This is a genomic window from Bordetella genomosp. 1, assembly GCF_002261335.1.
Classification (GTDB): domain Bacteria; phylum Pseudomonadota; class Gammaproteobacteria; order Burkholderiales; family Burkholderiaceae_B; genus Bordetella.
Genome location: NZ_NEVL01000003.1, coordinates 883841 through 908568, shown reverse-complemented (window position 1 = coordinate 908568; position 24728 = coordinate 883841). Strand labels below are relative to the sequence as shown.

Genomic DNA, 24728 nt, shown 5'->3' with positions numbered 1-24728 from the left:
GTCCTCACATCCAGCGATGCAGCAGCGAAATCAGCCGGCCGTGCGGCACCGGTGTGCCTGCCGCCGGCGTGACCTCGATGCTGCCGGTCATGCCGGCGGCCAGCACGACCTCGCGCGGGACATGCTCGAACTCGACGCGTACGGGAATGCGCTGCGCTAGTCGGACCCAACTGAAGCTGGGCTCCACGCTCGGCAGGCCCTGCGCGTCGGCCTGCTGGTTGCTGTCGGCGATGCCGCGCCCGATGCTGGCCACCCGCCCTGACAACACCTGGCCGAAGCCCATCAGGCGGATGCGTGCCGCCGCACCGGGCTGGATGCCGCGCAGCTTGGTTTCCTCGAAATACCCCGTGATCCAGAAACTGTGGGCGTCGATCAGGGCAAGATTCGGCTGGCCCGCGATGGCGTAGTCGCCCTTGTTCAGGCGCAGGCGCGTGACGTAGCCATCGGTCGGCGCACGCAGTTCGGTGCGCGCCAGATCCAGCTTCGCCCGCTCCACGGCGACCCGTGCGCCGCGCAGTTCGGCCTGGGCGATGGCCACCGCCTGATTCGCCCGCTGGATGTCCTCCGCGGGCACCAGGCTCTCCATGCCCCGGCGTCGCCGCGCCTCGTCGGTTTTCTGGCGCAAAGACACCTCGGCCGTCGTCAGCTGCGCCTCGGCCTGGGCCAATGCCAGCACGTAGCTGGCATTGTCGATGCGATAAAGCACCTCGTCCCGTTTGACGTATTGGTCGTCCGCGACCGAGACCTCGGCGACGGTGCCCGACACCTCGGGGGCGATGCGCACGATCTGCGCGCTGACACGGCCATCGCGGGTCCAGGGGGAGACGACGTAGGCACGCCACAGCGCGCTGACCAGAAACCCGGCGGCCACGACTACCGCGAGCGTGAGTCCGGCCCGCAGCAGGCGCGGGGCGGAAAATGAGCGTTCAGACATAAAGCACCAACAGGGAAATCAGGCAAAGGGAGAGGGCGAATTCGAACAGGCCGGGATGCCACACCCAGCGCAGCACGCCGTTGCGTGCGAGCAGGTAGCGCAGGCCCAGATAGATCGGCAGCGCCAGGCAGGCGTAGGCAAAGAACGGCGGCAGGTAGATGCCGGCCAACGAGAATTCACTGAGCATGGCTTTGGCTTCCGGAGAGGATCGGAACGTCGTCTGCATGGCGTTCCAGCAGCGCGGCGATGTCGAGCAGCACGGCTGTCGCGCGCCGCACGTCATCCGTCGCGGCGCCGGACCGCGCCGGCAAACGCGTCAGGGAGGCGGCCGCGTGGCGGGCATGGCGCGCGGCCCGCACGGGGTCACCGGCCCGCTGGCGCATATGGCGCAGCGTGCGCGCCACCCGGCCCGCCCACGCAGCGTCCTCGGAGGCCCGGCCCAGCCAGCGTCGCAGGCGCAGGACTTCCCGGCCCAGATGCAGGCTGGTCAGCGCCTCGGCGATGGCGCGATCCATTGCCTGCGGCTGCGTTCTGAGCAAGGCACCGAGTTGCGCGATGCGATGCTGCTGGCGCCATTGCCAGGTCGACGCATCCGCCGGCTCGCCGCGCAGGGTGCCCAGCGCCGCGGCGCGGATGCGCTGGCGCAAGCGCGTGACCTCGCGTGCGCCGTTGCGCGGCAGCACGATCCTGAAGCCCAGCAGCGTGAAACACGTCGCCAGGAGCCAGGCCACGGCGCCATTGAGGAACTGCGCAAAGTCATAGCGCATCGGGTTGTCCGGCGCCGCCAGGGTCGTGAAGGCCACCAGATAAGCCACGCCCGCCAAGGCCCGGCGCGGCATCGTGGTGGCGTACACGCCGGGCAGCCAGAACAGGCTCAGCATCACCAGCAGCAGCGGCAGGCCCGAGACGTGCGGCAGCACGATGAAGGTGCACAGAAAGGCCATCACCACGGCGGCCGCCGTGCCCTTGATGAACTGGATCGCGCCCAGCGCGGGATCGGACGCGGTGGACAGCAGCGCGCATGCAGCGGCCAAACCCGCCAGCATCATGTTGCCTTCCGTCCAGCCGGTGGCGATCCAGAAGGCGCCGCCCATCAGCACGGTCGTCAGGGCCCGCACCCCGTTCCGGAAGGCCGCCGCGGCATCGCGGTGGAACGGCACGGACACGCGCGCCGCCGGCGGCCTGGGCTGGTGGAAACGCGCGATGGCTTCGAGGGCTTGCAGGTAGTCGTCGAGCTGCTCGATCAAGCGATCGCCCGCGATCATCAGTGCCGCCTGCTCGGCGGCGTCGTCGAGCGAGGCGGCGGCGAGCGCGCGCAGAAGCCGGGCGCGCAGGTCGGTCAGAAGCCGGACGGCACGTGCCCTGCCGCCCGGTCCGGGGTCCTGCCCGAGGGCCCGGCCGACCTCCCGCCATGCCTGTTCCCAGTCGGGCCGCAACGCGCTCAGCGCGGCGAAGCTGGCGCTATGTCGGCGCAGCGGTGGCGCACCGCCCACCAGGGCGGAAAACAGCGACACCATCGCGTGCTGCACCGTGGCGGCGCGATGGGCCAGGTCGGCGGTTTCGGCTCTGCCCAGCGCCAGCAGGTCATCGACGCCATACACGTCGGTGATGAGCGCGCGCCGTCCCGCATCCAGGGGCAGGGCGGCCGAGCCGGCGCCGCCGTGAATGGCCTGGGCGGGCGTTGCCAGCACGTCCGCCGTCGCGGCCGCGAGGCGGTCGAGCAGCGCGGCCAGGCGGCCCTGCACGCCGCGGCTGCTGAACAGCGCCGACACCAGCGCCAGGCAGACCACGCCGATCACCACGGAAGCGCCGCGCCCCATGACCTGGTCGAAGGTGCGTTCCGGATGCTGCATGGCGCCGTAGGCCGCCAGGCCCACCGTATAGCCTGCCAGCGTGGCGCCGTAGGCGCGGAAATGTCGCAGCAGGGTCATGCCCACCACGCACAATCCCAGCCACAGGCCGAAACCGAGCAGGAACAGCCAGGGCATCTGGCCAAAGGCGCTCATCAGCACAATGGCCGCCAGCATGCCGACCAGCGTGCCCAGCACGCGCCACACCCCCTTGCCGATCACGCCGCCCTGGACGGGATTGATGACCAGCAGCACGCTGGAGGCCGCCGCGTAGGGGCCGTGCAGTTCCAGCAGATACGCCACCGTCAACGCCAGGCAGGCGGCCAGGATCGAGCGCATCACATAGGTCGCGCGGGGCGTGGTCAGATCGAGATAGGGCAGGCCACGCGCCAACGGCTGCCACAACGGGGAGCGGCGCGAAGACGCTCCCGAATCCGCGCCGGGCAGGTTCGGCGTAGGCACGATGCAACCCTTCCACAATGATCAATACGCGTCACTGTAGGCAGAGCCAATCATTCCGAAAAGTGAATTTATTGCATCGGCGTGATTGCGTGAGACGCATGCATGGCGGCGGTCGTTCGGTCAGGGCTTGGCGCGCAGGGCGGCTTGCGCCTGGCTCTCATTGCAGAGCGTATGGATGGTCTGCCGCAGCCATCGATGGGCCGGGTCGCCCTCCAGGCGCGGGTGCCAGGCCTGGGTCAGCAGCACCGTTTCCAGCGGTGTCGGCAGGTCGAACACACGAATCCGCAGGCCTGCGGCCAGCGCAGTACTGGCCAGATGCCGGGGCAACGGCAACAGCAGATCCGAGTCCTGCAAGGCGAACAGGGCCGCGTACGGGTTGGGCAGCACCAGGGCGACGTGCCGGCGCAGCCCCTGCGCCTCCAGCGCGGCATCGACCGGCCCGGTGGCCTTGCCGCGCCGCGACACGTGGATATGCTCCCAGCGCGTGAGGCGCTCGGACGTGATGTCTTCGTCGAAGATCGGATGGTTGGCGCGCGCGACCCCCACGAACGTCGTGGTGAACAGTGGCTGCACGCGGATCTCCGGCCCCAGCTTGCGCGAGGCGCTGATGAACAGGTCGATGCGGCCGCTGCGCAGCGCCTCCTCATCCACGTCGTCTTCCTCCGGCGAAAAGCGCAGCATCGCCCGCGGCATCTCGCGCGCCATCGCGTCCAGGAGATGGCCCAGATGAATGCTCACGAACTCGTCGGTGGCGCGGACGTTGAAACGCCGATCCAGCGCTTTCAGGTCGATCTCGGTGTCGGCGGCGAATACCTGCGTGGCCTGTTCCACCGCGGCCCGCACCTGTTCCCGCAGCGCCAGCGCCCTGGGCGTGGGCAGGAGCTTGCGGCCGACCTGGACGAACACCGGATCGCCCAGCGCCTCCCGGATGCGGCTCAACGTGCGGCTCATCGCCGGCGCGCTCAGATGCATGCGGCGCGCGGCGCCGACCACGCTGCCCTCATCGAGCAGCGCATCCAGCGCCAGCAGGAGATTGAGATCCGGGCGCGACATGGCGACCTCCTATGATTTACCTGCACGCAATCATAGGATCTTTGGCATGGCGAAAGAAGCATGCAAGCGGGTGCACCACAGCGCAAATATCCGGGCGCTCAATGCTGCACCAATCCCAGATCGTTGAGGATCGGGCAGTCGGGACGCTCGTCGCCGTGGCAGTGCTGCGCCAGGTGCTTGAGCGTGTCGGCCATGTCGTGCAGAGCGGCGGCCTTGCGCTCGAGCTCGGCCACGTGGTCGAGCGCCAGCCGCTTGACGTCGGCGCTCGCGCGGCTGCGGTCGCGCCACAGCGCCAGCAGCTCGTGCATCTGTTCGACCGAGAAACCCAGGTCGCGGGCGCGGCGCACGAAGCGCAGCATGTGCAGGTCGGCGTCGGTGTAGACGCGGTAGCCCGCGTCGGTGCGCGTGGCCGGGCCGATCAGGCCGATGCTTTCGTAATAGCGGATCATCTTGGCCGAAATGCCGGTGGCACTGGCCGCCTGTCCGATGTTCATGGGACTCGACATGGTGGGCTCCTTCAGGCCGCATGAGGCTGGGGCAAGACCCGGGTCGGGCCGGGCCCTGCGGATGCGCAATCGACGTCATGATGTACCTTCCAATTATTGGAAGGTCAAGCCGGGGCCTGCGCAAGCTCGGCCGGGGCAGGGGCGAGTCCGGGGGGGCGCGCAAGGGCGCGCGCAAGCCCAAAACGGACCGCCGATCCGGCGTTTGACCTTACCATCATAGGAAGGTCTAAGCTTTGTTCTGCATTGAAACGTCGGCCGCCCCGGGGCAGCCGACCGATACTTTCCTACGTACCTTTCACAGGAGCCAACCATGGTCACCTTTGTTGTTTCGGACATGACTTGCGGCCATTGCGTCAAGACCATCACCCAGGCCGTGCAGAAGGTGGTGCCCGGCGCCGAGGTCCAGATCGACCTGGCCACGCACCAGGTGCAGGTGTCGCCCGACAGCGCCGCCGCCCAGGCAGAGGCGGCGATCCACGACGCCGGCTACCAACCGAAGAAAATCTAATCGAATCCTTTGGGCGATAGTCTGTGGCTAATGATTGATTAAAATAATTGAATTAGCCATGACGATAGTGTTTGTTTAAAGTTCTGGTCATGGTGGCGCGACGCCACAGACACCCCAAGGAGAATTTTGAATGCTGCAGAACCGTGAAGGCCAACGCGTCCCCAATGTTGTTTTCCCGATCCGCGAAGGCAACACGTGGAAGAAGGTCAGCTCCGACGACCTGTTCAAGAACAAGACGGTCGTCGTGTTTTCGCTGCCCGGCGCGTTCACCCCGACCTGCTCCTCGACCCACCTGCCGCGCTACAACGAGCTGGCCCCGGCCTTCCGTGCCGCCGGCGTGGACACCATCGTGTGCGTGTCGGTGAACGACACCTTCGTCATGAACGAATGGGCCAAGGACCAGGAATCGGAAAACATCACGCTGCTGCCCGATGGCAACACCGAATTCACTGCCGGCATGGGCATGCTGGTCGACAAGAGCGACCTCGGCTTCGGCAAGCGCAGCTGGCGCTATTCGATGCTCGTGAAGGACGGCGTGGTCGAGAAGATGTTCATCGAGCCCGAGAAAGACGGCGACCCGTTCGAAGTGTCGGACGCCGACACGATGCTGGCCCACATCGCGCCCGACGCGAAGAAGCCGGATCAGGTCGTGGTGTTCTCCAAGCCGGGCTGCCCGTTCTGCGTGCAAGCCAAGGCACTGCTGGACGCCAAGGGCTACGACGCGATCGAGATCCCGCTCGAGCACAAGGTCCGCGGCCGTGTGATCGGCGCGGTCTCGGGCAAGGCGACCGCTCCGCAGGTCTTCATCAACGGCAACCACATCGGCGGCCTGGATGACCTGAAGGCACACTTCGCCTGATGTCCCGACGGGCCCGGACGACGTCCGGGCCTGTTCTTCCCGAAGATTTCGCTTCTGCCTCGTCAGCGCTGCTGGCGCGGCGGCCTCGTGCCGCCTCTCGCCCGCGCATCACCCACAGGAATAATCATGAAAACGCTGCATACCGACATCGCCGTGATCGGCGCCGGCACCGCCGGCCTGGCCGCCTATCGTGCCGCCCGCAACGCCGGCAAGCGTGCGGTGCTGATCGAGGGCGGGCCCTACGGCACCACCTGCGCCCGCGTGGGCTGCATGCCCTCGAAGCTGCTGATCGCGGCCGCCGAGGCGGCGCATGCGGCCGCCCACACCGACGCCTTCGGCGTGCGGGTCGCGGGTCCGGTCAGCGTCGACGGTGCGGCGGTGATGGACCGCGTCAAGCAAGAGCGCGACCGTTTCGTGGGCTTCGTGCTGCAGGGCGTGGAGAACATCCCGGCCGAGGACAAGCTGCATGGCTATGCGCGGTTCCTGAGCGACACGGTGCTGCGGGTGGACGAGCACACCGAGGTGCACGCGGGCAGCGTGGTGATCGCGACCGGCTCGCGCCCCTCGGTGCCGCCGCCGTTCCTGGCCCTGGGCGACCGCCTGATGGTGAACGACGACGTGTTCGAATGGGACACGCTGCCGCGCCGCGTGGCCGTGTTCGGTCCCGGCGTGATCGGCCTGGAGCTCGGCCAAGCGCTGGCCCGGCTCGGCGTGACCGTGCGGGTGTTCGGCGTGAGCGGCAGCCTGGGCGGCATCACCGACCCCAAGGTGCGCGATAGCGCCCGCAAGGTGTTCCAGCAGGAGTTCTACCTGGATCCCGATGCGCGCGTGCTCGACACCAAGCGCGTGGGTGACGAGGTGGAAGTGCGCTACGTGGCGCTCGACAACACCGAACGCACCGAGCGCTTCGACTACGCGCTGGTGGCCACCGGCCGCCGCGCCAACGTCGACCGGCTCGGCCTGGACCAGACCTCGCTCAAGCTCGATGCGCGCGGGGTGCCGCTCTATGACCGCCACACGATGCAGGCCGGCAGCAGCGCGATCTTCATCGCGGGCGACGCCAATGCCGACGCGCCCCTGCTGCACGAGGCCGCCGACGAGGGCCGCATCGCGGGCGAGAATGCCGCGCGCTTTCCCGAGGTGCAGCCCGGCCCGCGCCGTGCGGCGCTCGGCGTGGTGTTCTCCGATCCGCAGATCGCGCTCATCGGCACGCCTTTCGCCCGCCTGCCGGCCGGCGCCACCGTGACCGGCGAGGTCGACTTCGGCGACCAGGGCCGCTCGCGGGTGATGCTGAAGAACCGCGGCATGCTGCGCGTGTATGCCGAGATCGATTCGGGCCGCTTCCTGGGCGCCGAAATGGTGGGCCCGAGCGCCGAGCACATCGGCCATCTGCTGGCCTGGGCCGTGCAGCAGGAGCTGACCATCGCCCGCATGCTGGAGATGCCCTTCTACCACCCGGTGGTGGAAGAGGGCCTGCGCACCGCGCTGCGCGATGCCGCGGCGCGGCTGGCAACGGCGCAGGCCGAGCGCCAGCGCAAGGTGGCCTGATCCCGCGCGCATGAAGAAAGCCCCCGGCATCGACGATGCCGGGGGGCTTTCGCTCGTGAGGCTCAAGGATTCTCGCGATACTGCAGCGTGTAGGTGGCGCGCTCGTCCTGGGCCAGCTCGCGGGCCAGGAACGGCATGACCGGCTTGAGCTCGGCCTCGAGCGTCCAAGGCGGATTCACCAGGAACATGCCGCTGCCGTGCAGGCCGAAGCCGTCGCCGGCGGGGCGCTTGACCGACAGCGTGGCGTGCAGCCAGCTCTTGACCGGCAGGCGCTCGAGCTGGCGCGCCATCTCGGCCACTTCGCGCCGCTGCACCAGCGGGTACCAGACCGCGAAGGTGCCGGTGGCGAAGCGCTTGATGCCTTCCTTCACCGCGGTCAGCGTGCGGCGGTAGTCCTGCTTGTCTTCGTAGGAAGGGTCGATCAGCACCGCGCCGCGGCGCGTGGGCGGCGGCAGCAGCGCCTTCATGCCCTCGAAGCCGTCGGTGCCGTAGATCGTGGTCTGGCGCTGGATCAGGCGGTCGCGCTGGTCCAGGTTGCGGGCCAGCACGCCGGACTCGGTGGGGTGCATTTCGAACAGGCGCAGGCGATCGCGGTCGCGCAGGGCATCCATCGTGATCCAGGGCGAGCCCGGATAGTGGCGCAGGCGGCCGTCGGGGTTGTAGTCGCGGATGCGTTCGACATAGGTTTCGAGCAGCGGCGGCAGGTCCTTGCGGTCCCAGAGCCGGCCCACGCCGTCGGCGAACTCGGCGTTCTTGTTGGCCCAGTCGCTGTCGAGCGCATACAGGCCGGCGCCGGCGTGGGTGTCGATCACCCAGTACGGCGCGTCCTTGCGGTTGAAGTGCTCGAGCACGCTCACCAGGATGGCGTGCTTGAGGACGTCGGCATGGTTGCCGGCGTGGAAGGCGTGGCGGTAGCTGAACACGTCGGGGCCTCAGGCGGCGGGCCGGATCTGGTCCAGCACGTCGGTGAAGATGCCATCGATGCCCCAGTCGAGCAGCAGGCGGGCGCGCTCGGGATCGTTCACCGTCCAGGCGGCGATGCGATAGCCGGCCGCGTGCACGGCGTCGATCAGCTCGGGCGTGGCGTCTTTGTGGTTGATGTTGAGCGCCACGCAGTCGTATTGGTTCAGGCGCGCCTCCCAGTCGGCCGGCACGGTCTCGACCAGCAGCGCGCGCGGCAGCTTGGGCGCGACCCGTTGCGCGATCGCCAGCGACGCCTCGGCAAACGAGGACAGCAGCGGCGGCACGTCGGCGCCGGCCCAGTACTGGCTGCACAGGCGCGCCACGATGGCGCCGGTCTCGACCTCGCGGCCCGGGCAGGGCTTGATCTCGACGTTGCAGGCGATGCCATTGGCGCGGGTGTAGCGCGCCACGGCGGCAAAGCTGGGGATGGGCTCGCCGGCGTAGGCGGGCGAGTGCCAGCTGCCGGCGTCGAGCAGCGAGAGCTGGGTGTAGGTCTGCGCCGCGGCCGGGCCGTGGCCGTCGCTGGTGCGGTCGACCGTGTCGTCGTGCATCACGATGGCCACGTTGTCGGCCGAGAGCTTCACGTCGAACTCGAACATCGTGAAGCCCTGGGCGGCGCCCACGCGCATGGCCGCCAGCGTGTTTTCGGGCGCCAGGCGGCCGCCGCCACGGTGCGCGATGTAGGGGGAATAGGGCCAGGCCGGCAGGGACGGGCGCGGGGAGGTCATGGACGACTGCCTCGGAGAAGAATTCAGGGGAGGGGATGGGGGCGCCCGCAAGGGCGCGCGCAGGGTATGAAGCATACCGCGAACCGCCATTTTATCGGGGGGCGGAAGGGCCCGGGCGCCGCCGGCAGCCGCGACCCGGGCCGCGCCCGGCGCCCGCCCGCCGGGCCGGGGCGGGCGCGCCGGCCGGGGCAGACCGGGGCAGCGCCACGGGGGACGCCGTGGTGGACGCAGTGGGCGGCGATAGGGGGCACGGCAGGGCCGCCGGCCCGTCGGCGCGGGCCGTGGGGCGCACTCCCTCCTGCGTGTCCTAGGTGTTAAACTCCGGCGGTTGTACCGGGTGCGCAATCCTGCGTGCTGCCGGTCGAGAGATTCGGGCGAAAACGTTCGCCTTTTTTTATGCGTTTCTTGGGGCTGGTCGCGGGGCTGCCACAAGAGCTTAGGCAACAGGGGTTCCATGTTTGAGACTATTCGCAACCATCGGCGTTGGCTGCAGTTCATCCTGCTGATTCTGATCGTGCCTTCGTTCGTGCTGGTGGGCGTGCAGGGCTACGACAGCTTCGTCAACCGCGATCCCGAACTCGCCACGGTGGCGGGCCAGGCGATCACGCGTCCCGAGTTCGATTCGGCCCACCGCAATCAGCTCGAGCAGTTCCGCCAACGCATGGGTTCGCAATTCGACGCCGCGCTGATCGACACGCCCGAGATGCGCCGTCAGCTGCTGCAGCAGCTGATCGACCAGCGCCTGCTGGCCCAGGTCGCGATCGACAACCGCTTCTCGGTGTCCGACGCCACGCTGCGCAACACGATCGCCGCGATCCCCGAAGTCCAGGATGACGGCCGCTTCTCGCCGGAGCGCTACCGCCAGGTGCTGGCCGCGCAGGGCATGTCGCCCACCTCGTTCGAAAACGGCCTGCGCCGTGACCTCGCCGTGGCCCGCGTGCTCGAGCCCGTCGGCACCACCGCGCGCGTGCCCGCCGAAGTCGTGAGCAGCATCGAGCAGGCCCTGACGCAGCAGCGCACCCTGCAGCTGCGCGTCTTCACGGCCGAGGATTTCCGCTCCAAGGTCACCGTCACCCCGCAAGACATCCAGACCTGGTACGACGCCAACAAGGAATCGCTGCGCGTGCCCGAGCAGGTCCAGGCGCAATACCTGGTGCTCGACGAAGCCGCCGCGACCCAGGGCGTGCAGGTCAGCGACGACGACATCCAGAAGTACTACGAGCAAAACAAAAACCGCTTCGGCACGCCCGAACAGCGCCGTGCCGCCCACATCCTGATCCAGGTCCCGTCGGGCGCCAACGACGAAACCCGCAAGGCCGCCGAAGCGCGCGCCCAGGCCATCGCCACCGAAGCCGCCGCCAACCCCGCCGGGTTCGCCGAGCTGGCCAAGAAGGAATCGCAGGACGCCGGCTCGGCCGCCACCGGGGGCGACCTCGGCTGGGTGTCGGGCAACGCCGTGCCGGCCGAGCTGCTCAAGGCGATCCAGGGCCTGTCGAAAGACCAGGTCTCGGGCGTGGTGCGCAGCCAGTATGGCTATCACATCCTCAAGCTGACCGACCTGAAGCCGGGCCAGTCCAAGCCGCTGGCCGAGGTGCGTGACCAGATCACCACCGAGATCCGCCGCCAGGTCGCCGCCAATCGCTTCGCCGAGATGGCCACGCAGATGAACACCCTGGTCTACGACCAGCGCGACAGCCTGCAACCCACCGCCGACGCGCTCGGCCTGAAGATCCGCAGCGCCGCCGGCATCACCCGCACCGGCCTGCTGCCCGCGGACCAGGCCGGCCCGGGCGCCGCCGCCACCAGCAACGACGCCCAGCTGCTCGACAGCCCGCGCGTGCGCCAGGTGCTGTTCTCGCCCGAAGTGCTGCGCGACAAGCAGAACTCCGGCGTGATCACGCTCTCGCCCGACACCATGCTGGCCGTGCGCGTGGCCGAGGCCACGCCGTCGCAGATCCCGCCGCTCGAGAAGGTGAGCGACACGATTCGCGCGCGTCTGCTCGACGAGCGCGCCGCCGCCGCTGCCAAGGCCGCGGGCGAAGAGGCGCTGAAGGCCGCGCAGGCCGTGCCGCAGACCGTGCCCGAGGGCTTCGGCTCGCCCATGACCGTGTCGCGCCAGGCCCCGCTCAACCTGCCGGCCCCCGTGCTCGAGGCCGTCATGCGCCAACCGGCCGGCGCGCTGCCGGCCTATGCCGGCGCCGCCGTCGGCCCCGACTTCGTCGTCGTGCGCGTCGAGAAGGTCGAACCGGGCGCCACGCAGGAGCAGAACCGTGCCGGTCTGGCCGGCCAGCTCAACAACGCCTGGGGCGCCGCCGAAGACGAGGCCCTGCTGAAGGTGCTGCGCGAGAACTACAAGGTGCAGGTGCTGCCCGCCGCCGAAGAGGCGATCAAGGGCCAGGCCACGGCCGAAGGCTGATCCTTCGCCGCGCCAGCAAAAAGGCCGGTCCCACGCGCGTGGGACCGGCCTTTTTGCATGGGGCGCCGGCGCTGCCGGGCTCAGCCCTTGGGCGCGGCCAGCAGCGGCTCGAGCTCGGGCCAGACGTTTTCGAGCAGGGCCGGCTGGGCCTGCTCGTTGGGATGGATGCCGTCGGCCTGGAACAGCGCGCGGTCGGTGGCCATGCCGTCCATCAGGAACGGCACCAGCCGGGTCTGCTCCTGTTCGGCCACGCGCGTGAACACCTGGGCGAAGCGCTGGGCATAGTCGCGGCCGTAGTTGGGCGGGATCTGCATGCCGAGGATCAGCACCTGGGCGCCCGCCTGGCGCGAGGCCGCGGCCATGCTGCGCAGGTTTTTCTCGGTCATGTCGAGCTGCAGCCCGCGCAGGGCGTCGTTCGAGCCGAGCTCGAGCACCACGATGGCCGGGCGGTGGTCGCGCAGCAGCGCCGGCAGCCGCGCCACGCCGCCGCTGGTGGTGTCGCCGCTGATGCTGGCGTTGACCACGCGGTAGTTGGGGTATTGTTCGGATAGACGCTGGGTGAGCAGCGGCACCCAGCCGCTGCCCCGCTTGATGCCATATTCGGCAGACAGACTGTCACCCACCACCACGATGGTGTGCGGGGAACCGGCCGCCTGGGCCGGGGTCTGAGCCTGAGTGGCCGGCACGGCCGCCGCCGTCATGACTGTCGCAACGAGCACACGGAAAAATAGTCGCATGGATAGCAAGAACTCGATCGAAGTGAAGGGGTTGGGCAAGGTGGTCGCCGACGCGGGGGGCGAGCTGGCCATCCTCGATGGTATCGAATTTACGGTGCAGGCCGGCGCGGCCCTGGCCATCACCGGCAGCTCCGGCTCCGGCAAGTCCACCTTGTTGGGACTGCTGGCGGGCCTGGATGTTCCCAGCAGCGGCAGCGTGGCGCTGGCCGGCCAGGACCTGTTCGCGCTCGACGAGGACGGCCGCGCGCGCCTGCGCGCCAACCACGTCGGCTTCGTGTTCCAGTCGTTCCAGCTGCTGCCCAACCTCACCGCGCTCGAAAACGTGATGCTGCCGCTCGAGCTCTCGGGCGAGCCGGCCCGCGCCGCCGCGCAGGCGATGCTGGAGCGCGTCGGGCTGGGCGAGCGGCTGCACCACTATCCGCGCACGCTCTCCGGCGGCGAGCAGCAGCGCGTGTCGCTGGCACGCGCTTTCGTGGTCCAGCCCGATCTGCTGTTTGCCGACGAGCCCACCGGCAGCCTGGATGCGGCCACCGGCGCCAAGGTGATCGACCTGATGTTCGATCTGCACCGCGAGCACGGCACCACGCTGGTGCTGGTCACGCACGACCCGGACCTGGCCGCGCGCTGCGGCAGCCAGCTGGTGCTGGCGGCGGGGCGGCTGGCGAACTGAGCCGCGTCAGGCGAGGCGGGCGCGGCGGCCGCGCTGCCATTCGAGCACGCCGATCACCACGCCGCTGGCGATGATGATGCCGATGCCCAGCCAGGTGAGGCCGTCGGGGAAGTGATCCCAGAACAGCCAGCCCACCGCGGTGGCGCTCACGATCTGCAGGTACACGAACGGCGCCAGCGTCGAGGCCGCGGCGTTGCGGTAGGCGCCGATCTGCAGCAGGTGCCCGAGCGCGCCGGACAGGCCGGTGGAGATCAGCAGGGCCCAGTTGCCCAGGCTCAGCTCGCGCAGCACCGGCAGCGCGGCCGGCAGCGTGAAGGGCAGGGCGAGCGTCAGGCACAGCGTGCCGACGGCGCCGCTCCAGATCAGCGAGGTGTAGGGGTTGTCGGTGGCGACGCGGCGCGTCGCGATGAACTGGGCCGCGAAGCAGCAGGCCGTCAGCAGGCCGAACAGCACGCCCATCGGATGCAGGCCGCCACCCGGACGGATGATGATGAGCACGCCCACGAACGCCACGCCACAGGCGATCCAGCGCGAGATGCGCGGCGGCTCCTTGAGCACCCAGGGCGCGACGGACAGCACGATCAGCGGGGCCAGGAAGTTGATCGCCGTCGCCTCGGCCTGCGGCAGATAGGTGAGGGTGGTGAAGAACACCAGGGTGGCGCAGAACATCGCGCCGCCCCGCACGATCTGGTCGCGCGGCCGGCGCGAGCGCAGGATGCCCCAGCCGCGCGCCGGCACCACCAGCGCCAGGACCAGCACCAGATGCACGACGTACCTGACCCAGCACAGGATCATGAGCGGCACGCCGGCCGCCATCACCCATTTACCGCTGGCATCCAGCCCCGACAGGGTCCACATCGACAACACCAGCAGCCCGATGCCCAGCAGGGTGTGGGTGGGTGCCGCGGTCGAAGCCGCGCCGGCTGGCGCGGCCAGGCCTGTCTGGGCCCGTTGCATGCGTGTCTCCTCGATGCGCGCGCCGGGTGGTGGGGATTGGTCTTAGGCGGCGCGAGGCGATCATGATACGCTCAACGCCTCCGGAATAGCGCTCCATGATAGACCTGCGACAGATCGAGACCTTCTTCTGGGTGGCCACGCTCGGCAGCTTCCGGGCCGCTTCGGAAAAGCTCAACACCACCCAGCCCGCCATCTCCCAACGCATCGCCTCGCTCGAGGACGAGCTGGGCGTGCGCCTGTTCGAGCGCGATGCGCGCGGCGTGACGCTCACCGGCAAGGGCACCGAGCTGGTGCCGCACGCCGAGCGCATGCTGCAGGTGCGCAGCGACCTGCTGGAGGCGGCGCGGGCACAGAACGTGATGAGCGGCCGGGTCCGCATCGGCGTGGCCGAGACCATCGTCCAGACCTGGCTGCCCGAGCTGCTGGAGGCCGTGCACGCGGCCCATCCGGCGCTGGTGCTGGAGATCGAGGTCGACACCACCCATGTGTTGCGCGCGCAACTGATTGCGCGGCAGATCGACGTGGCCTTCCTGATGGGCCCGATCCTGGAAGAGCGCATGGAGAACCTGCCGCTCTGCACCTATTCGCTGGCCTGGGTCGCAAGCCCGGCGCTCGACCTGGGCCCGGGGCCGCTCACGCTGGAGTGCCTCGGGCGGCACCCCGTCATCACCTACCCCTCGTCGAGCGAGCCCTATCGCATGGTGCGCGACATGCTGGCGCGCGGCGGCGTCAAGGCGCCGCGCATGTATGGCAGCGCCTCGCTCTCGATGGTGGTGCGCATGGCGATCGACGGCATGGGCGTCAGCGTGATCGCGCCGGGCTTCCTCGACAAGGAACTGGCGCGCGGCGAGCTGTGCGTGCTCGACGTGCAGGCCGACCCCTTGCCGGGCCTGTCGTTCACGGCCACCTGGATGCAGGGCCCCGACAGCCATGCGGCGCGCGCGGTGGCGGAGCTGGCCCACGCCGTGGCCGGCCGCCACGACTATTCCGGCGTGCCGCGCGCCTAGGGGATTTCCCGCGCACGCAGGTGCGGCCGCGCCCGCCCGACCCCGTCCCCGGCTTTCCGCCGATCCCCCGAGACCCGCGCCAGCATTGGCGTTGCGGCCGATGCGGGGGTGCGCGGGCGCGACCCCTAAGCAGAATTTATACCTGCACATCCAAACTAACGATTGGACCCCCGGCACACCGTGCGGTGCAATGGCCGCGCCATGGCGTCCGATCGGGGCGCCAGGCAGGGGAAGCCACAGGGCCGCATGCGGCCCGTCCCTCCAGAACAGGTCATACAGGCGCCACGGGTAACGGGGCCCGGCGCGAATTCAACAATCCCGCCTGCAAGGAGAGTTACATGAAGCAAGCTTGGATCGCGGCCGCGCTGGCCGTTGCCATCACGGGCATCGCCCACGCCCAGGATCTGCCCAAGACCCAGCTCAAGGTCGTCGGCGGCCTGTCGAACCTGACCGCCTACAGCGATTACGAGCGTCCGTTCTGGACCAAGACCATCCCCGAGCATTCGAAGGGCCAGGTCACCGCCGAGATCAAGGGCTTCAACGAAATGGGCCTGAAGGGCCCCGAGCTGCTGCGCCTCATGTCGCAGGGCGTGATCGAGTTCGGCACCGCCACGCTGGCCTACTTCGCCAGCGACAACCCGATCAACGAAGCCATCGACCTGGCCGGCCTCGCGCCGGACGTGAAGACCGCCCGCGCGGTGACCGATGCCTTCGAGCCGGTCTATGCCAAGGTGTACGGCGACGGCGCCAACGTCAAGCTGCTCGGCATCTCCACCTATCCCGCCCAGGTGCTGTTCTGCAACGCGCAGATCAAGGGCCTGGCCGACGTGAAGGGCAAGAAGGTCCGCACCAGCAGCCGCACCACCGCCGAGTTCGTCGAGGCGCTGGGCGGCACCAGCGTGACCATGGCCTTCGGCGAGGTCGTGCCGGCGCTGCAGAACAAGGTCGTGGACTGCGCCATCACCGGTTCGCTGTCGGGCTACTCGGCCAAGTGGTACGAGGTCTCGACCCACCTGTACGCGCTGCCGATCAACTGGAACCAGCAGATCCACGCCGTGAACCAGAAGGCCTGGGACAAGCTCGATCCGAAGGTGCGCACGTTCCTGCAGGCCGAGATCAAGACCCTGGTCGACAACATCTGGGAAGCGGCCGCCAAGCAGACCCAGGAAGGCTATGACTGCAACACCGGCGCCGCCGCGTGCACGCAGCCGGTCAAGGGCAAGATGACGCTGGTGCAACCCACCGACGCCGACCGCGAGCTGCTCAAGAAGGTGCTCAACGAGTCCGTGCTGCCGAAGTGGGCCGCGCGCTGCTCGGCCCAGTGCGTGAAGGACTTCAACGCCACCGTCGGCCCGGTCGTCGGCCTGCAGGCGAAGAAGTAAGCATCGGCGCAGCCGATTTGGGACGCGGGCGGGCCGAGTGTCCGCCCGCGGGCCTGTGCCTGGCACAGGCCCGCAAGCCCGGGGGATACCATGATTCAAAAAGAGAAATTCGCATTTTTGGGCGCGCTGTTGCGGCGCGCCGAGACCCTGTCGCGCGTGGCGGTCTGGGTGGGCGGGGCGCTCACCATCGCCAGCGTGCTGCTGATCGCGTTCGACGTGCTGGCGCGCAAGTTCGTCGGCTTCACCACCGGCGGCGCCGACGAGCTGTCGAGCTACGCCTTCGCCATCAGCACCTCGTGGGCGCTGGCCTTCGCCACGCTCCAGCGCGCCAACGTGCGCGTCGACGTGGTCTATCAATACCTGCCGGTGCGCGTGTCGGCCGTGCTCGACTGGATCGCGCTGGTGGCGCTGGCCGTCTTCATGGTCGCGCTGTCGTACTACGCCTTCGACGTGGTCAACACCTCGTGGCAGCAGAAGGCCACCGCCAACACGCCGCTGGCCACCCCGCTGTGGGTGCCGCAGGGCCTGTGGCTGCTGGGGCTGTTCTGGATGTGCATCACGGTGGCGCTGATGCTGCTGCGCGCCAGCCTGGCGCTGGTGACGGGCGACATCGAGCTGGTCAAGGAAATCTGCGGCGTGCGTTCCGCCCAGGAAGAGGCGGATGAAGAGGCCGCCGCCGGTGAACGCATGGTCAATGGAGGTCAGGCATGATCGCGACCACTCTGGTTCTTCTGCTGGTGCTGATCGGGATCTCCATCCCGGTGGGCGCCGCGCTCGGTGTGCTGGGCCTGATCCTGGACCCGATGTTTTCGATGCTGCCGCTCACGCGCGCCATGGGCGAGCTGGCCTGGAGCACCAACAACGAATTCCTGCTGGTGGCAATTCCGTTGTTCATCCTGCTGGGCGAGGTCCTGCTGCGCGCAGGCTTCGCCGAGAAGATGTACGGCGCCATGAGCCTGTGGCTGTCGTGGCTGCCGGGCGGCCTGATGCACGCCAACATCGGTGCGTCGACGCTGTTCTCGGCCACCTCGGGCTCCTCGGTGGCGACCGCCGCCACGGTGGGCACGGTGGCGCTGCCGCAGATCAAGCGCTACGGCTACAACGAGCCGCTGTTCCTCGGCAGCCTGGCCGCCGGCGGCACGCTCGGCATCCTGATCCCGCCGTCGATCAACCTCGTGATCTACGGCGTGCTCACCAACTCGTCGGTGCCCAAGCTCTACCTGGCCGGCATCATCCCGGGCTTCCTGATGGCCGGGCTGTTCATGCTGACCGTCATCATCGCCTGCATGGTCAAGCCGGCCTGGGGCGGCAAGAAGATCAGCGCGACCTGGGCCCAGCGCCTGGCCAGCCTGGTGCACCTCGGCCCGCCGCTCGGCATCTTCCTGCTGGTGGTGGGTTCGATCTACGCCGGCCTGGCCACGCCGACCGAGGCCGCCGCGCTGGGCGTGGTGGGCGCGCTGCTGCTCGCCGCCTGGTTCCGCCGCCTGACCTGGACCATGCTGCGCGAGGCCATCGAAGGCACGATGCGCTCGACCGCCATGATCATGCTGATCGTGCTGGCCGCGGGCTTCCTGAACTTCGTGCTGTCGGCCACCGGCGTGACCGACGCGCTGGTGCAGTCGGTCACCGGCCTGGGCCTGTCGCCGGCCATGATGCTGCTCATCATCATCGTGTTCTACCTGGTGCTGGGCTGCTTCATGGAGACGCTGTCGATGATGATCACCACGATCCCCATCGTGGCGCCCATCATGATCGGCCTGGGCTACGACCCGATCTGGCTCGGCATCCTGATCATCGTGCTGGTGGAAGCCGCGCTGATCACGCCGCCGGTGGGCCTGAACCTGTTCGTGGTGCAGAGCCTGCGCAAGAGCGGTTCCATGACCGCGGTGATCAACGGCGCGCTGCCGTTCGTGGCGGCCATGTTCGTGATGCTCGCGCTGCTGTCGTTCTTCCCGGGCCTGGCGCTCTGGCTGCCGCAGGTCTTCAGTTGATGCATGACGGCGCCGCGCCCGCGGCGCCGTTTCCCCTTTGTCCGGCGCGCCGGGTGGCGCGCCTCCTACGCAGTACAGGTGATGAGATATGAAAGTTAGCTTCCAGGTCCAGGGCGCCGACGCCCGCGTCATCGACGTCGAGATCGATCAACTGGTGGTGGCCGGCTGGGCCGGTCGCGATCGCGATGCCATCGAGCATCACATCGAAGAGCTGGCGGCGCTCGGCGTGCCGCGTCCCAGCACGGTGCCGCTCTACTACCGCATCGCCGAGAACCAGCTCACCCAGGCCGCCACGGTGCAGGCGCTGGGCGAAGACTCGTCCGGCGAAGCCGAGACCTTCGTGTTCAAGTCGGGCGGCGAGCTCTACGTCAGCCTGGCCTCCGACCACACCGACCGCAAGCTGGAGTCGGTGAGCGTGGCCTTCTCCAAGCAGGCCTGCATCAAGCCCGTGGCGCGCGAAGCCTGGCGCCACGCCGAGGTCGCCGGCCACTGGGACGAGCTGGTGCTGCGCGCCTACATCGTCGAGGGCGGCAAGGAAGTGGTGTACCAGGACGGCCCGCTCGCCACGCTGCAGAATCCGCTCGACCTGATCAAGGGCTATGCGGGCGACGCCGGCCTGGCCGAAGGCACCGGCATGACCTGCGGCACGGTCGCGGCGATCGGCGGCATCCGCCCGTCCACGACCTTCATCATGGAGTTGCACGACCCGGTGCTGGGGCGTAGTCTTCGCCATCGATACGACGTGACGACGCTGCCCGTCGTGGCCTGAGCCGTCCTGTCCTCGCCCTGTTTTCCAGGAACACCATGTATCCCACGCTCACCGAATCCCAGCGCGCCCTCCAGGAAGGGCGCACCACCTCCGCCGAACTGACCGATGCCGCGCTGGCGCGCGCCGCCGATCCGGCCGGCGAGGGCGTACGCGTCTACACCCAGGTCTATGCCGAACAGGCGCGCGCCGCCGCGCGGGCCAGCGACACGCTGCGCGCGGCCGGCCTGGCCCGCTCGCCGATCGAAGGCCTGCCGATCTCGATCAAAGACCTCTTCGACGTTGCCGGCGGCACCACGCTGGCCGGCTCGGTGGCGCGCCGCGGCGCGCCGGCCGCCCGCCGCGATGCCGTCGTGATCGAGCGCCTGCGCGCCGCGGGCGCGGTGCTGGTGGGCCGCACCAACATGAGCGAGTTCGCGTATTCGGGCCTGGGCCTGAACCCGCACTACGGCACCCCGAAGAACCCCTGGGACCGCAGCGTGGGCCGCATTCCGGGCGGTTCCTCGTCGGGCGCGGCCGTGTCGGTCACCGATGGCATGGCGCTGGCCGGCATCGGCTCCGATACCGGCGGCTCGGTGCGCATTCCCTCGGCGCTGTGCGGCCTCACGGGCTTCAAGCCCAGCGCGCAGCGGGTGTCGATGGAAGGCGTGCTGCCGCTGTCGGTGAACCTGGATTCGATCGGCCCCCTGGCGGCCAGCGTGGCCGACTGCGCGCTGCTCGACGCCATCCTGGCGGGCGAGGATACGGCCGGCCTGCCGCAGGCGGCACGCCTGCGCGGCCTGCGCCTGGCGCTGCCGGTCACGATCGCGCTCGACGGCCTCGATGCGCACGTGAAGGCCACCTTCGACGCCGCCGTCACGCGCCTGGTCGCGGCCGGCGTGCAGATCGACGAGATCGAGGTGCCCGAGTTCGCCCAGCTGGGCGAGATCAACGGCAAGGGCGGCTTCACGGCCTCCGAGGCCTGGGCCTGGCACCGCGAGCTGATCGCCTCGAACGGCGACGCCTACGACCCGCGCGTGCGCACCCGCATCCTGCGCGGCAAGGAGATGTCGGCCGCCGATTTCATCGACCTGCTGGCCGCGCGCAAGCGCTGGATCGCCGGCGTCTCGGCCCGCGTGGCCGGCTACGACGCGATCCTGATGCCCACCGTGCCGGTGGTGGCGCCCGAAATCAAGCCGCTGGTCGAGAGCGACGAGCTGTTCGGCAGCACCAATCTGCTGATCCTGCGCAACCCGACCTTCATCAACTTCCTCGACGGCTGCAGCCTGTCGCTGCCGTGCCATGCGCCCGGCACCGCGCCCGTCGGCCTGATGCTGTCGGGCCTGAACGGCGCCGACCGCCGCGTGCTGGAGATCGGCCTCGCGGTCGAGGCCCTGTTCCAGTCGCAGCGCTGATACGCCGAGGCGCAAGAAAAACGCCCCGCCGGATGCGAATCCGGCGGGGCGTTTCGTTGGGCGGGCGAGGCGGCTCAGAGCGTCATGTGCTTGGGCAGCCAGGTGGCGATGCCCGGGATGAAGTAGAGCAGCAGCACGGCCAGGATCATCAGGAAGAACATCGGCAGCGACGCCTTCGCGATGTAGGGCAGCTCGCGCCCGCTCATGCCGGCCAGCACGAACAGGTTGAAGCCCACGGGCGGCGTGATCTGCGCCATCTCCACCACGAACACGATGAAGATGCCGAACCAGATCAGGTCGATGCCCGCCGCCTGCACCGTGGGCAGCAGCACGCCCATGGTCAGCACCACGATGGAGATGCCATCGAGGAAGCAGCCCAGGATGATGAAGAACACCATCAGCGCCATGATGAGCCCGAACTGCGACAGGCCGAGCGAGCCGATCCATTCGGCCAGCGCGCGCGGCAGGCCGATGTAGCCCATCGCCAGCGTCAGGAACTGCGCGCCCGCCAGGATCAGCGCGATCATGCAGTACAGCCGGGTCGCGCCCAGCAGCGACTGCATGAAGCTCTTGCGCGTGAGCGAGCCCTGCAGGCCCGACAGCAGCAGCGCGCCCACCACGCCCACGCCGGCGGCCTCGGTGGCCGTGGCCACGCCGGTGTAGATCGAGCCCAGCACCGCCCCGATCAGCACCATCACCGGGATCAGGTGACGCGACTGGCGCAGCTTCTGGCCGAAGCTCATGCCGGGATCGGCGGCCGGCACCTGGTCGGGATTGCGGATGCCCCACCAGGCGATGTAGCCCATGAACAGCAGGGCCAGCACGATGCCCGGCACGATGCCGGCGATGAAGAGCCGCGCGATCGAGACGTCGGCCGCCACCCCGTAGACGATCATGATGATCGACGGCGGGATCAGCAGGCCCAGCGTGCCGGCGCCCGACAGCGTGCCCAGGATCTTGGACTCGGGGTAGCCGCGGCGCGTGAGCTCGGGGATGGTCATCTTGCCGACGGTGGCGCAGGTGGCCGCCGACGAGCCCGAGACCGCCGCGAAGATCGCGCAGCCGATCACGTTGGTGTGCAGCAGCCGGCCGGGCAGCCGGTTGAGCCAGGGCGCCAGACCGCGGAACAGGTCTTCGGACAGGCGGGTGCGGAACAGGATCTCGCCCATCCAGAGGAAGAGCGGCAGGGCGGTGAGGGTCCAGGACGACGAGGCGCCCCAGATCGTGACGGCCATGGCGTCGCCGGCGGGGCGGCTGGAGAACAGCTCCATGCCGATCCAGGCGGTGCCGGCCAGGGTCAGCCCGACCCACACGCCGCAACCGAGCAGCGCGAAGATCGAGACGACCAGCATTGTGATGACGAGGAGTTCACTCATGGGTCTGCTGCGAGGTGGGGGCGTTGTAGCCGCGGATGCGGCGCACCAGTTCGTCGACGATGGCGATGAAGAACAGCAGCGTGCCCGCCGCCATGCTGGCCTGCGGGATCCACAGCGGCGTGGCGTCGTTGGACGTGGAGATGTCGTTGAACGTGTGCGAATCGAGCATCAGCTTGAAGCTGAAGAATGCGAACGCGGCTGCGAGCAGCGCGCCGGCTGCCAGCGCGAAGATGTCGAGCCGGCGGCTGGCCGCCGGCTTGAGCGAGTTCAGCAGCAACGTCACGCGGATGTGTTCGCCATGCTTGAAGGTGCTGGCCAGGGCCAGGAAGCCCGCGGCGGCCATGAAATAGCCGGCGTAGGCGTCCGTGCCCTGGATGTTCCAGTTGAACTGGCGGGCCAGGATGGCCGCCAGCACCGAAACCAGCACCCCGATGGTGCACACACCGGCCAGCAGGCCGGCGGCGCCGTACAGCGTATCGAGGATGCGACGCATGGTTATTGCTTCTTGTAGGCCGCGATGATGGCTTCACCTTCGGGACCGGCCTTCTTGAGCCAGTCGTCGAGCATGCGCTTGCCGACCACGCTCAGGCCTTCCTTGAGCTCGACCGTGGGCTGGATGATTTCCATGCCGTTGGCCTTGAGCTGCTCCTTGTACCACTCGTTTTTCTCGCGCGAGACCTTCCAGCCGCGTTCCTCGGCCTGCGCGCCGGCCTTCTTCAGCGCCGCCTGCGTGTCGGCGTCGAGCGCATCGAAGGCCTTCTTGTTGACCAGGATCGCGTTCTTCGGCAGCCAGGCCTGGGTGTCGTAGAACTTCTTGATGTACTCGTAGGTCTTGGTGTCGTAGCCGGTCGAGCCCGACGACATGTAGGAGTCGATCACGCCGGTGGCCAGGGCCTGCGCCAGCTCGGCCTGCTGCACGGTGACGGGCTGGGCGCCGACGATCTCGGCGATCTTGGCCGTGACCGGGCTGTAGGCGCGCCACTTCAGGCCCTTCATGTCGGAGATCTGCTTGATGTCCTTGTTGGCGAAGATGCCCTGGGGCGGCCATGCCACCGCGTACAGCATCATCATGCCCTGCGATTCGAACTTCTTCTCGAGGTAGGGCTTCTGTGCCTGGTACAGCTTGAACGAGGCGTCGTAGCCGGTGGCCAGGAAGGGCAGGCCGTCGAGCTCGTAGATCGGCGCTTCGTTGGCGAAGTTGGTCAGCAGGATCTCGCCGATCTGGGCCTGGTTGCCCTGCACCGCGCGCTTGATCTCGGGCGCCTTGTAGAGCGAGGCGTTGTTGTGCAGCGTGATCTTGAGCTTGCCGCCCGACAGTTCATCGACTTCCTTGACGAACTGGGTCAGGTTTTCGACGTGGAAGTTGCTGGCCGGATAGGCGCTGGGCAGGTCCCACTTGGTCTGCGCCATGGCGGCGGAGGAGAACGCCAGGCCCAGGCCGGCATAGAGTGCGATGCGTTTGAACATACGGTGGATCCTTCGTGCTGAGACAAGAATGCCCGGGGATGCGCGAGCACACATCGCCCCGGTGTTGTATTGCGAAAAGAACCGGGCGCCATGCTGCGCGCACCGTCAAAGCCGCTGCAATTCTATGTTGCGGCCTCGTGTGCGTGCGGTGGAAAACGGTGTTTTACGGGTAATTCCTAACGGCGCGTGGCCGCAATGCTTCAAGCATCAAGCAACGAGACGCTTGCATGCGCAACGGTTGTGCGCATGGCGGATCGCGGCTGCGCGCACGCGGTGCATGGCGCACCGGTTGCGTGCAGCGGCGGTGGCCTGCGTCGATGGGCCGACGGCGCTGCTTGGCGCGCTCCGCCGCGGCCGGCGCCGGGCGGTGACGCGCGGCACGGCAGGGCGTTCGGACCCCGCGCTGCGCCCGCCTTGCACCCGCCTTGCACCCGCGCTGCGCTCGCGCCCGGCGCGTGGCCCGGGTGCGCGGGCAACGTCGACCGGCGCAAGGGAAAACCACTAGCGCAAAACACGGAGTCGAGGCCGATTTTTTGTTGATGAAATATCGATAAATTATTAGTATTTCGCCACAACGAGGCCGCTCTCCCAGCCGCCCGTGCCTGGAGTCCGCCCGTGAAGAGCAACCTGATCGCGTCGTCCGCGCACCTGGCCAGTGGCCGTGCGCCGGACCTGTCGGAAGTCGAGTTCGGCCTGATGATCGCCAGCCACGCGTTCAACCGCTGGACCGTGCGCTGCATGGCCGCGGCGGGCCTGCCCGATCTCACGCCGACCGACGTGATGGTGTTGCACCACGTCTACCACCGCGAGCGTCCCAAGAAGCTCGCCGACATCTGCTTCACGCTCAACGTCGAAGACACCCACATCGTGAACTACGCCCTGAAGAAGCTCGAGCGCCAGGGCGTGGTGCGTGGCGACCGCAGCGGCAAGGAAGTGTTCTACAGCGTGACCCGCGAGGGCGCCGCCTACATCAAGCGCTACGGCGAGATCCGCGAGCAATGCCTGATCGAGGGCATGGATGCGGGCGCCGGCGGCGGCGCCGAGGTGTCGCGCCAGCTCGCGCACGCGCTGCGCGCGCTCTCGGGCCTCTATGACCAGGCCGCGCGCGCGGCCACCTCGCTCTGAACGCGAGCCCGATCGATCCCGCTCGGGCG

At 68.8% G+C, this 24728-nt stretch carries 24 protein-coding genes; 12 read left to right on the top strand and 12 right to left on the bottom strand.

Annotated features, from left to right (window positions below):
• Nucleotides 1–4: 4 nt before the first annotated feature.
• From CEG14_RS12530 to cueR, 5 genes are all read right to left on the bottom strand, one after another.
• Nucleotides 5–934, bottom strand: coding sequence for an efflux RND transporter periplasmic adaptor subunit (locus tag CEG14_RS12530; RefSeq protein WP_094826678.1), 930 nt, complete (start codon nt 932–934; stop codon nt 5–7).
• Nucleotides 927–1121: a DUF1656 domain-containing protein gene (locus tag CEG14_RS12525; RefSeq protein ID WP_094826677.1), complete on the bottom strand. Its 195-nt coding sequence runs from the start codon at nt 1119–1121 to the stop codon at nt 927–929. The genes CEG14_RS12530 and CEG14_RS12525 overlap by 8 nt, the downstream gene beginning before the upstream one ends.
• Nucleotides 1111–3189 (bottom strand): FUSC family protein, encoded by a 2079-nt coding sequence (locus tag CEG14_RS12520; RefSeq protein WP_256985672.1) that lies wholly within the window; start codon nt 3187–3189, stop codon nt 1111–1113. The genes CEG14_RS12525 and CEG14_RS12520 overlap by 11 nt, the downstream gene beginning before the upstream one ends.
• A gap of 177 nt (nt 3190–3366) precedes the next feature.
• Nucleotides 3367–4299: a LysR family transcriptional regulator gene (locus CEG14_RS12515; RefSeq protein ID WP_094826676.1), complete on the bottom strand. Its 933-nt coding sequence runs from the start codon at nt 4297–4299 to the stop codon at nt 3367–3369.
• Between the two features lie 98 nt (nt 4300–4397).
• Nucleotides 4398–4793 carry a Cu(I)-responsive transcriptional regulator gene (gene cueR, locus CEG14_RS12510; RefSeq protein ID WP_094826675.1) on the bottom strand — a complete coding sequence of 132 codons (396 nt, stop codon included), beginning with the start codon at nt 4791–4793 and terminating at the stop codon, nt 4398–4400.
• A gap of 322 nt (nt 4794–5115) precedes the next feature.
• Here cueR and CEG14_RS12505 point away from each other — a divergent pair, with 322 nt between their 5' ends.
• From CEG14_RS12505 to CEG14_RS12495, 3 genes are all read left to right on the top strand, one after another.
• The gene (locus CEG14_RS12505) at nt 5116–5313 is read left to right on the top strand and encodes a heavy-metal-associated domain-containing protein (protein WP_094826674.1); all 198 of its coding nucleotides are present in this window, start codon (nt 5116–5118) and stop codon (nt 5311–5313) included.
• Nucleotides 5314–5443: 130 nt separating this feature from the next.
• A complete protein-coding gene (locus tag CEG14_RS12500) occupies nt 5444–6172 on the top strand; it encodes a glutathione peroxidase (protein WP_094826673.1) in 729 nt (242 codons plus the stop codon).
• Nucleotides 6173–6298: 126 nt separating this feature from the next.
• Nucleotides 6299–7720 carry a dihydrolipoyl dehydrogenase gene (locus tag CEG14_RS12495; RefSeq protein WP_094826672.1) on the top strand — a complete coding sequence of 474 codons (1422 nt, stop codon included), beginning with the start codon at nt 6299–6301 and terminating at the stop codon, nt 7718–7720.
• Nucleotides 7721–7782: 62 nt separating this feature from the next.
• Here the strand turns inward: CEG14_RS12495 and CEG14_RS12490 are convergent, their stop codons facing one another.
• Nucleotides 7783–8643: a 23S rRNA (adenine(2030)-N(6))-methyltransferase RlmJ gene (locus CEG14_RS12490; protein WP_094826671.1), complete on the bottom strand. Its 861-nt coding sequence runs from the start codon at nt 8641–8643 to the stop codon at nt 7783–7785.
• A 9-nt stretch (nt 8644–8652) separates the two neighbouring features.
• The gene (gene ugpQ / locus CEG14_RS12485) at nt 8653–9411 is read right to left on the bottom strand and encodes a glycerophosphodiester phosphodiesterase (protein ID WP_094826670.1); all 759 of its coding nucleotides are present in this window, start codon (nt 9409–9411) and stop codon (nt 8653–8655) included.
• Between the two features lie 454 nt (nt 9412–9865).
• Between ugpQ and CEG14_RS12480 the strand changes: the two genes are divergently transcribed.
• Entirely contained in the window at nt 9866–11827 is a 1962-nt protein-coding gene (locus CEG14_RS12480; RefSeq protein ID WP_094826669.1) for a SurA N-terminal domain-containing protein, read from the top strand.
• 80 nt (nt 11828–11907) lie between these two features.
• Here the strand turns inward: CEG14_RS12480 and CEG14_RS12475 are convergent, their stop codons facing one another.
• Entirely contained in the window at nt 11908–12564 is a 657-nt protein-coding gene (locus CEG14_RS12475) for an arylesterase (RefSeq protein WP_176461485.1), read from the bottom strand.
• Between CEG14_RS12475 and CEG14_RS12470 the strand changes: the two genes are divergently transcribed.
• The gene (locus tag CEG14_RS12470) at nt 12563–13234 is read left to right on the top strand and encodes an ABC transporter ATP-binding protein (RefSeq protein WP_176461484.1); all 672 of its coding nucleotides are present in this window, start codon (nt 12563–12565) and stop codon (nt 13232–13234) included. The genes CEG14_RS12475 and CEG14_RS12470 overlap by 2 nt on opposite strands.
• Before the next feature lie 6 nt (nt 13235–13240).
• On the opposite strand, the gene CEG14_RS12465 is transcribed toward CEG14_RS12470, so the two are convergent.
• Nucleotides 13241–14191: a DMT family transporter gene (locus CEG14_RS12465; protein ID WP_094826667.1), complete on the bottom strand. Its 951-nt coding sequence runs from the start codon at nt 14189–14191 to the stop codon at nt 13241–13243.
• A gap of 95 nt (nt 14192–14286) precedes the next feature.
• On the opposite strand from CEG14_RS12465, the gene CEG14_RS12460 reads away from it, so the two are divergent.
• From CEG14_RS12460 to CEG14_RS12435, 6 genes are all read left to right on the top strand, one after another.
• The gene (locus CEG14_RS12460; protein ID WP_094826666.1) at nt 14287–15198 is read left to right on the top strand and encodes a LysR family transcriptional regulator; all 912 of its coding nucleotides are present in this window, start codon (nt 14287–14289) and stop codon (nt 15196–15198) included.
• 338 nt (nt 15199–15536) lie between these two features.
• On the top strand, nt 15537–16580 hold the full coding sequence (locus CEG14_RS12455) for a TRAP transporter substrate-binding protein (RefSeq protein ID WP_094826665.1): 1044 nt from the start codon (nt 15537–15539) through the stop codon (nt 16578–16580).
• 90 nt (nt 16581–16670) lie between these two features.
• Nucleotides 16671–17291, top strand: coding sequence for a TRAP transporter small permease subunit (locus CEG14_RS12450; protein ID WP_094826664.1), 621 nt, complete (start codon nt 16671–16673; stop codon nt 17289–17291).
• Nucleotides 17288–18571: a TRAP transporter large permease gene (locus CEG14_RS12445; protein WP_094826663.1), complete on the top strand. Its 1284-nt coding sequence runs from the start codon at nt 17288–17290 to the stop codon at nt 18569–18571. The genes CEG14_RS12450 and CEG14_RS12445 overlap by 4 nt, the downstream gene beginning before the upstream one ends.
• An 88-nt stretch (nt 18572–18659) precedes the next feature.
• On the top strand, nt 18660–19340 hold the full coding sequence (locus CEG14_RS12440; RefSeq protein ID WP_094826662.1) for a DUF2848 domain-containing protein: 681 nt from the start codon (nt 18660–18662) through the stop codon (nt 19338–19340).
• A 35-nt stretch (nt 19341–19375) separates the two neighbouring features.
• Complete coding sequence (locus tag CEG14_RS12435; protein WP_094826661.1) at nt 19376–20731, top strand: amidase; 1356 nt, start codon at nt 19376–19378, stop codon at nt 20729–20731.
• 74 nt (nt 20732–20805) lie between these two features.
• Here the strand turns inward: CEG14_RS12435 and CEG14_RS12430 are convergent, their stop codons facing one another.
• Genes CEG14_RS12430 through CEG14_RS12420 form a run of 3 tightly spaced genes read right to left on the bottom strand, consistent with a single transcriptional unit; the run spans nt 20806 to nt 23574 of the window.
• Nucleotides 20806–22107 (bottom strand): TRAP transporter large permease, encoded by a 1302-nt coding sequence (locus tag CEG14_RS12430; RefSeq protein WP_094826660.1) that lies wholly within the window; start codon nt 22105–22107, stop codon nt 20806–20808.
• Nucleotides 22100–22600, bottom strand: a complete 501-nt coding sequence (locus CEG14_RS12425; protein ID WP_094826659.1) for a TRAP transporter small permease — start codon at nt 22598–22600, stop codon at nt 22100–22102. Before CEG14_RS12425 ends, CEG14_RS12430 begins: the two co-directional genes overlap by 8 nt.
• Nucleotides 22601–22602: 2 nt before the next feature.
• A complete protein-coding gene (locus CEG14_RS12420; protein ID WP_094826658.1) occupies nt 22603–23574 on the bottom strand; it encodes a TRAP transporter substrate-binding protein in 972 nt (323 codons plus the stop codon).
• A 615-nt stretch (nt 23575–24189) separates the two neighbouring features.
• On the opposite strand from CEG14_RS12420, the gene CEG14_RS12415 reads away from it, so the two are divergent.
• The gene (locus CEG14_RS12415) at nt 24190–24699 is read left to right on the top strand and encodes a winged helix DNA-binding protein (protein WP_094826657.1); all 510 of its coding nucleotides are present in this window, start codon (nt 24190–24192) and stop codon (nt 24697–24699) included.
• Nucleotides 24700–24728 lie beyond the last annotated feature (29 nt).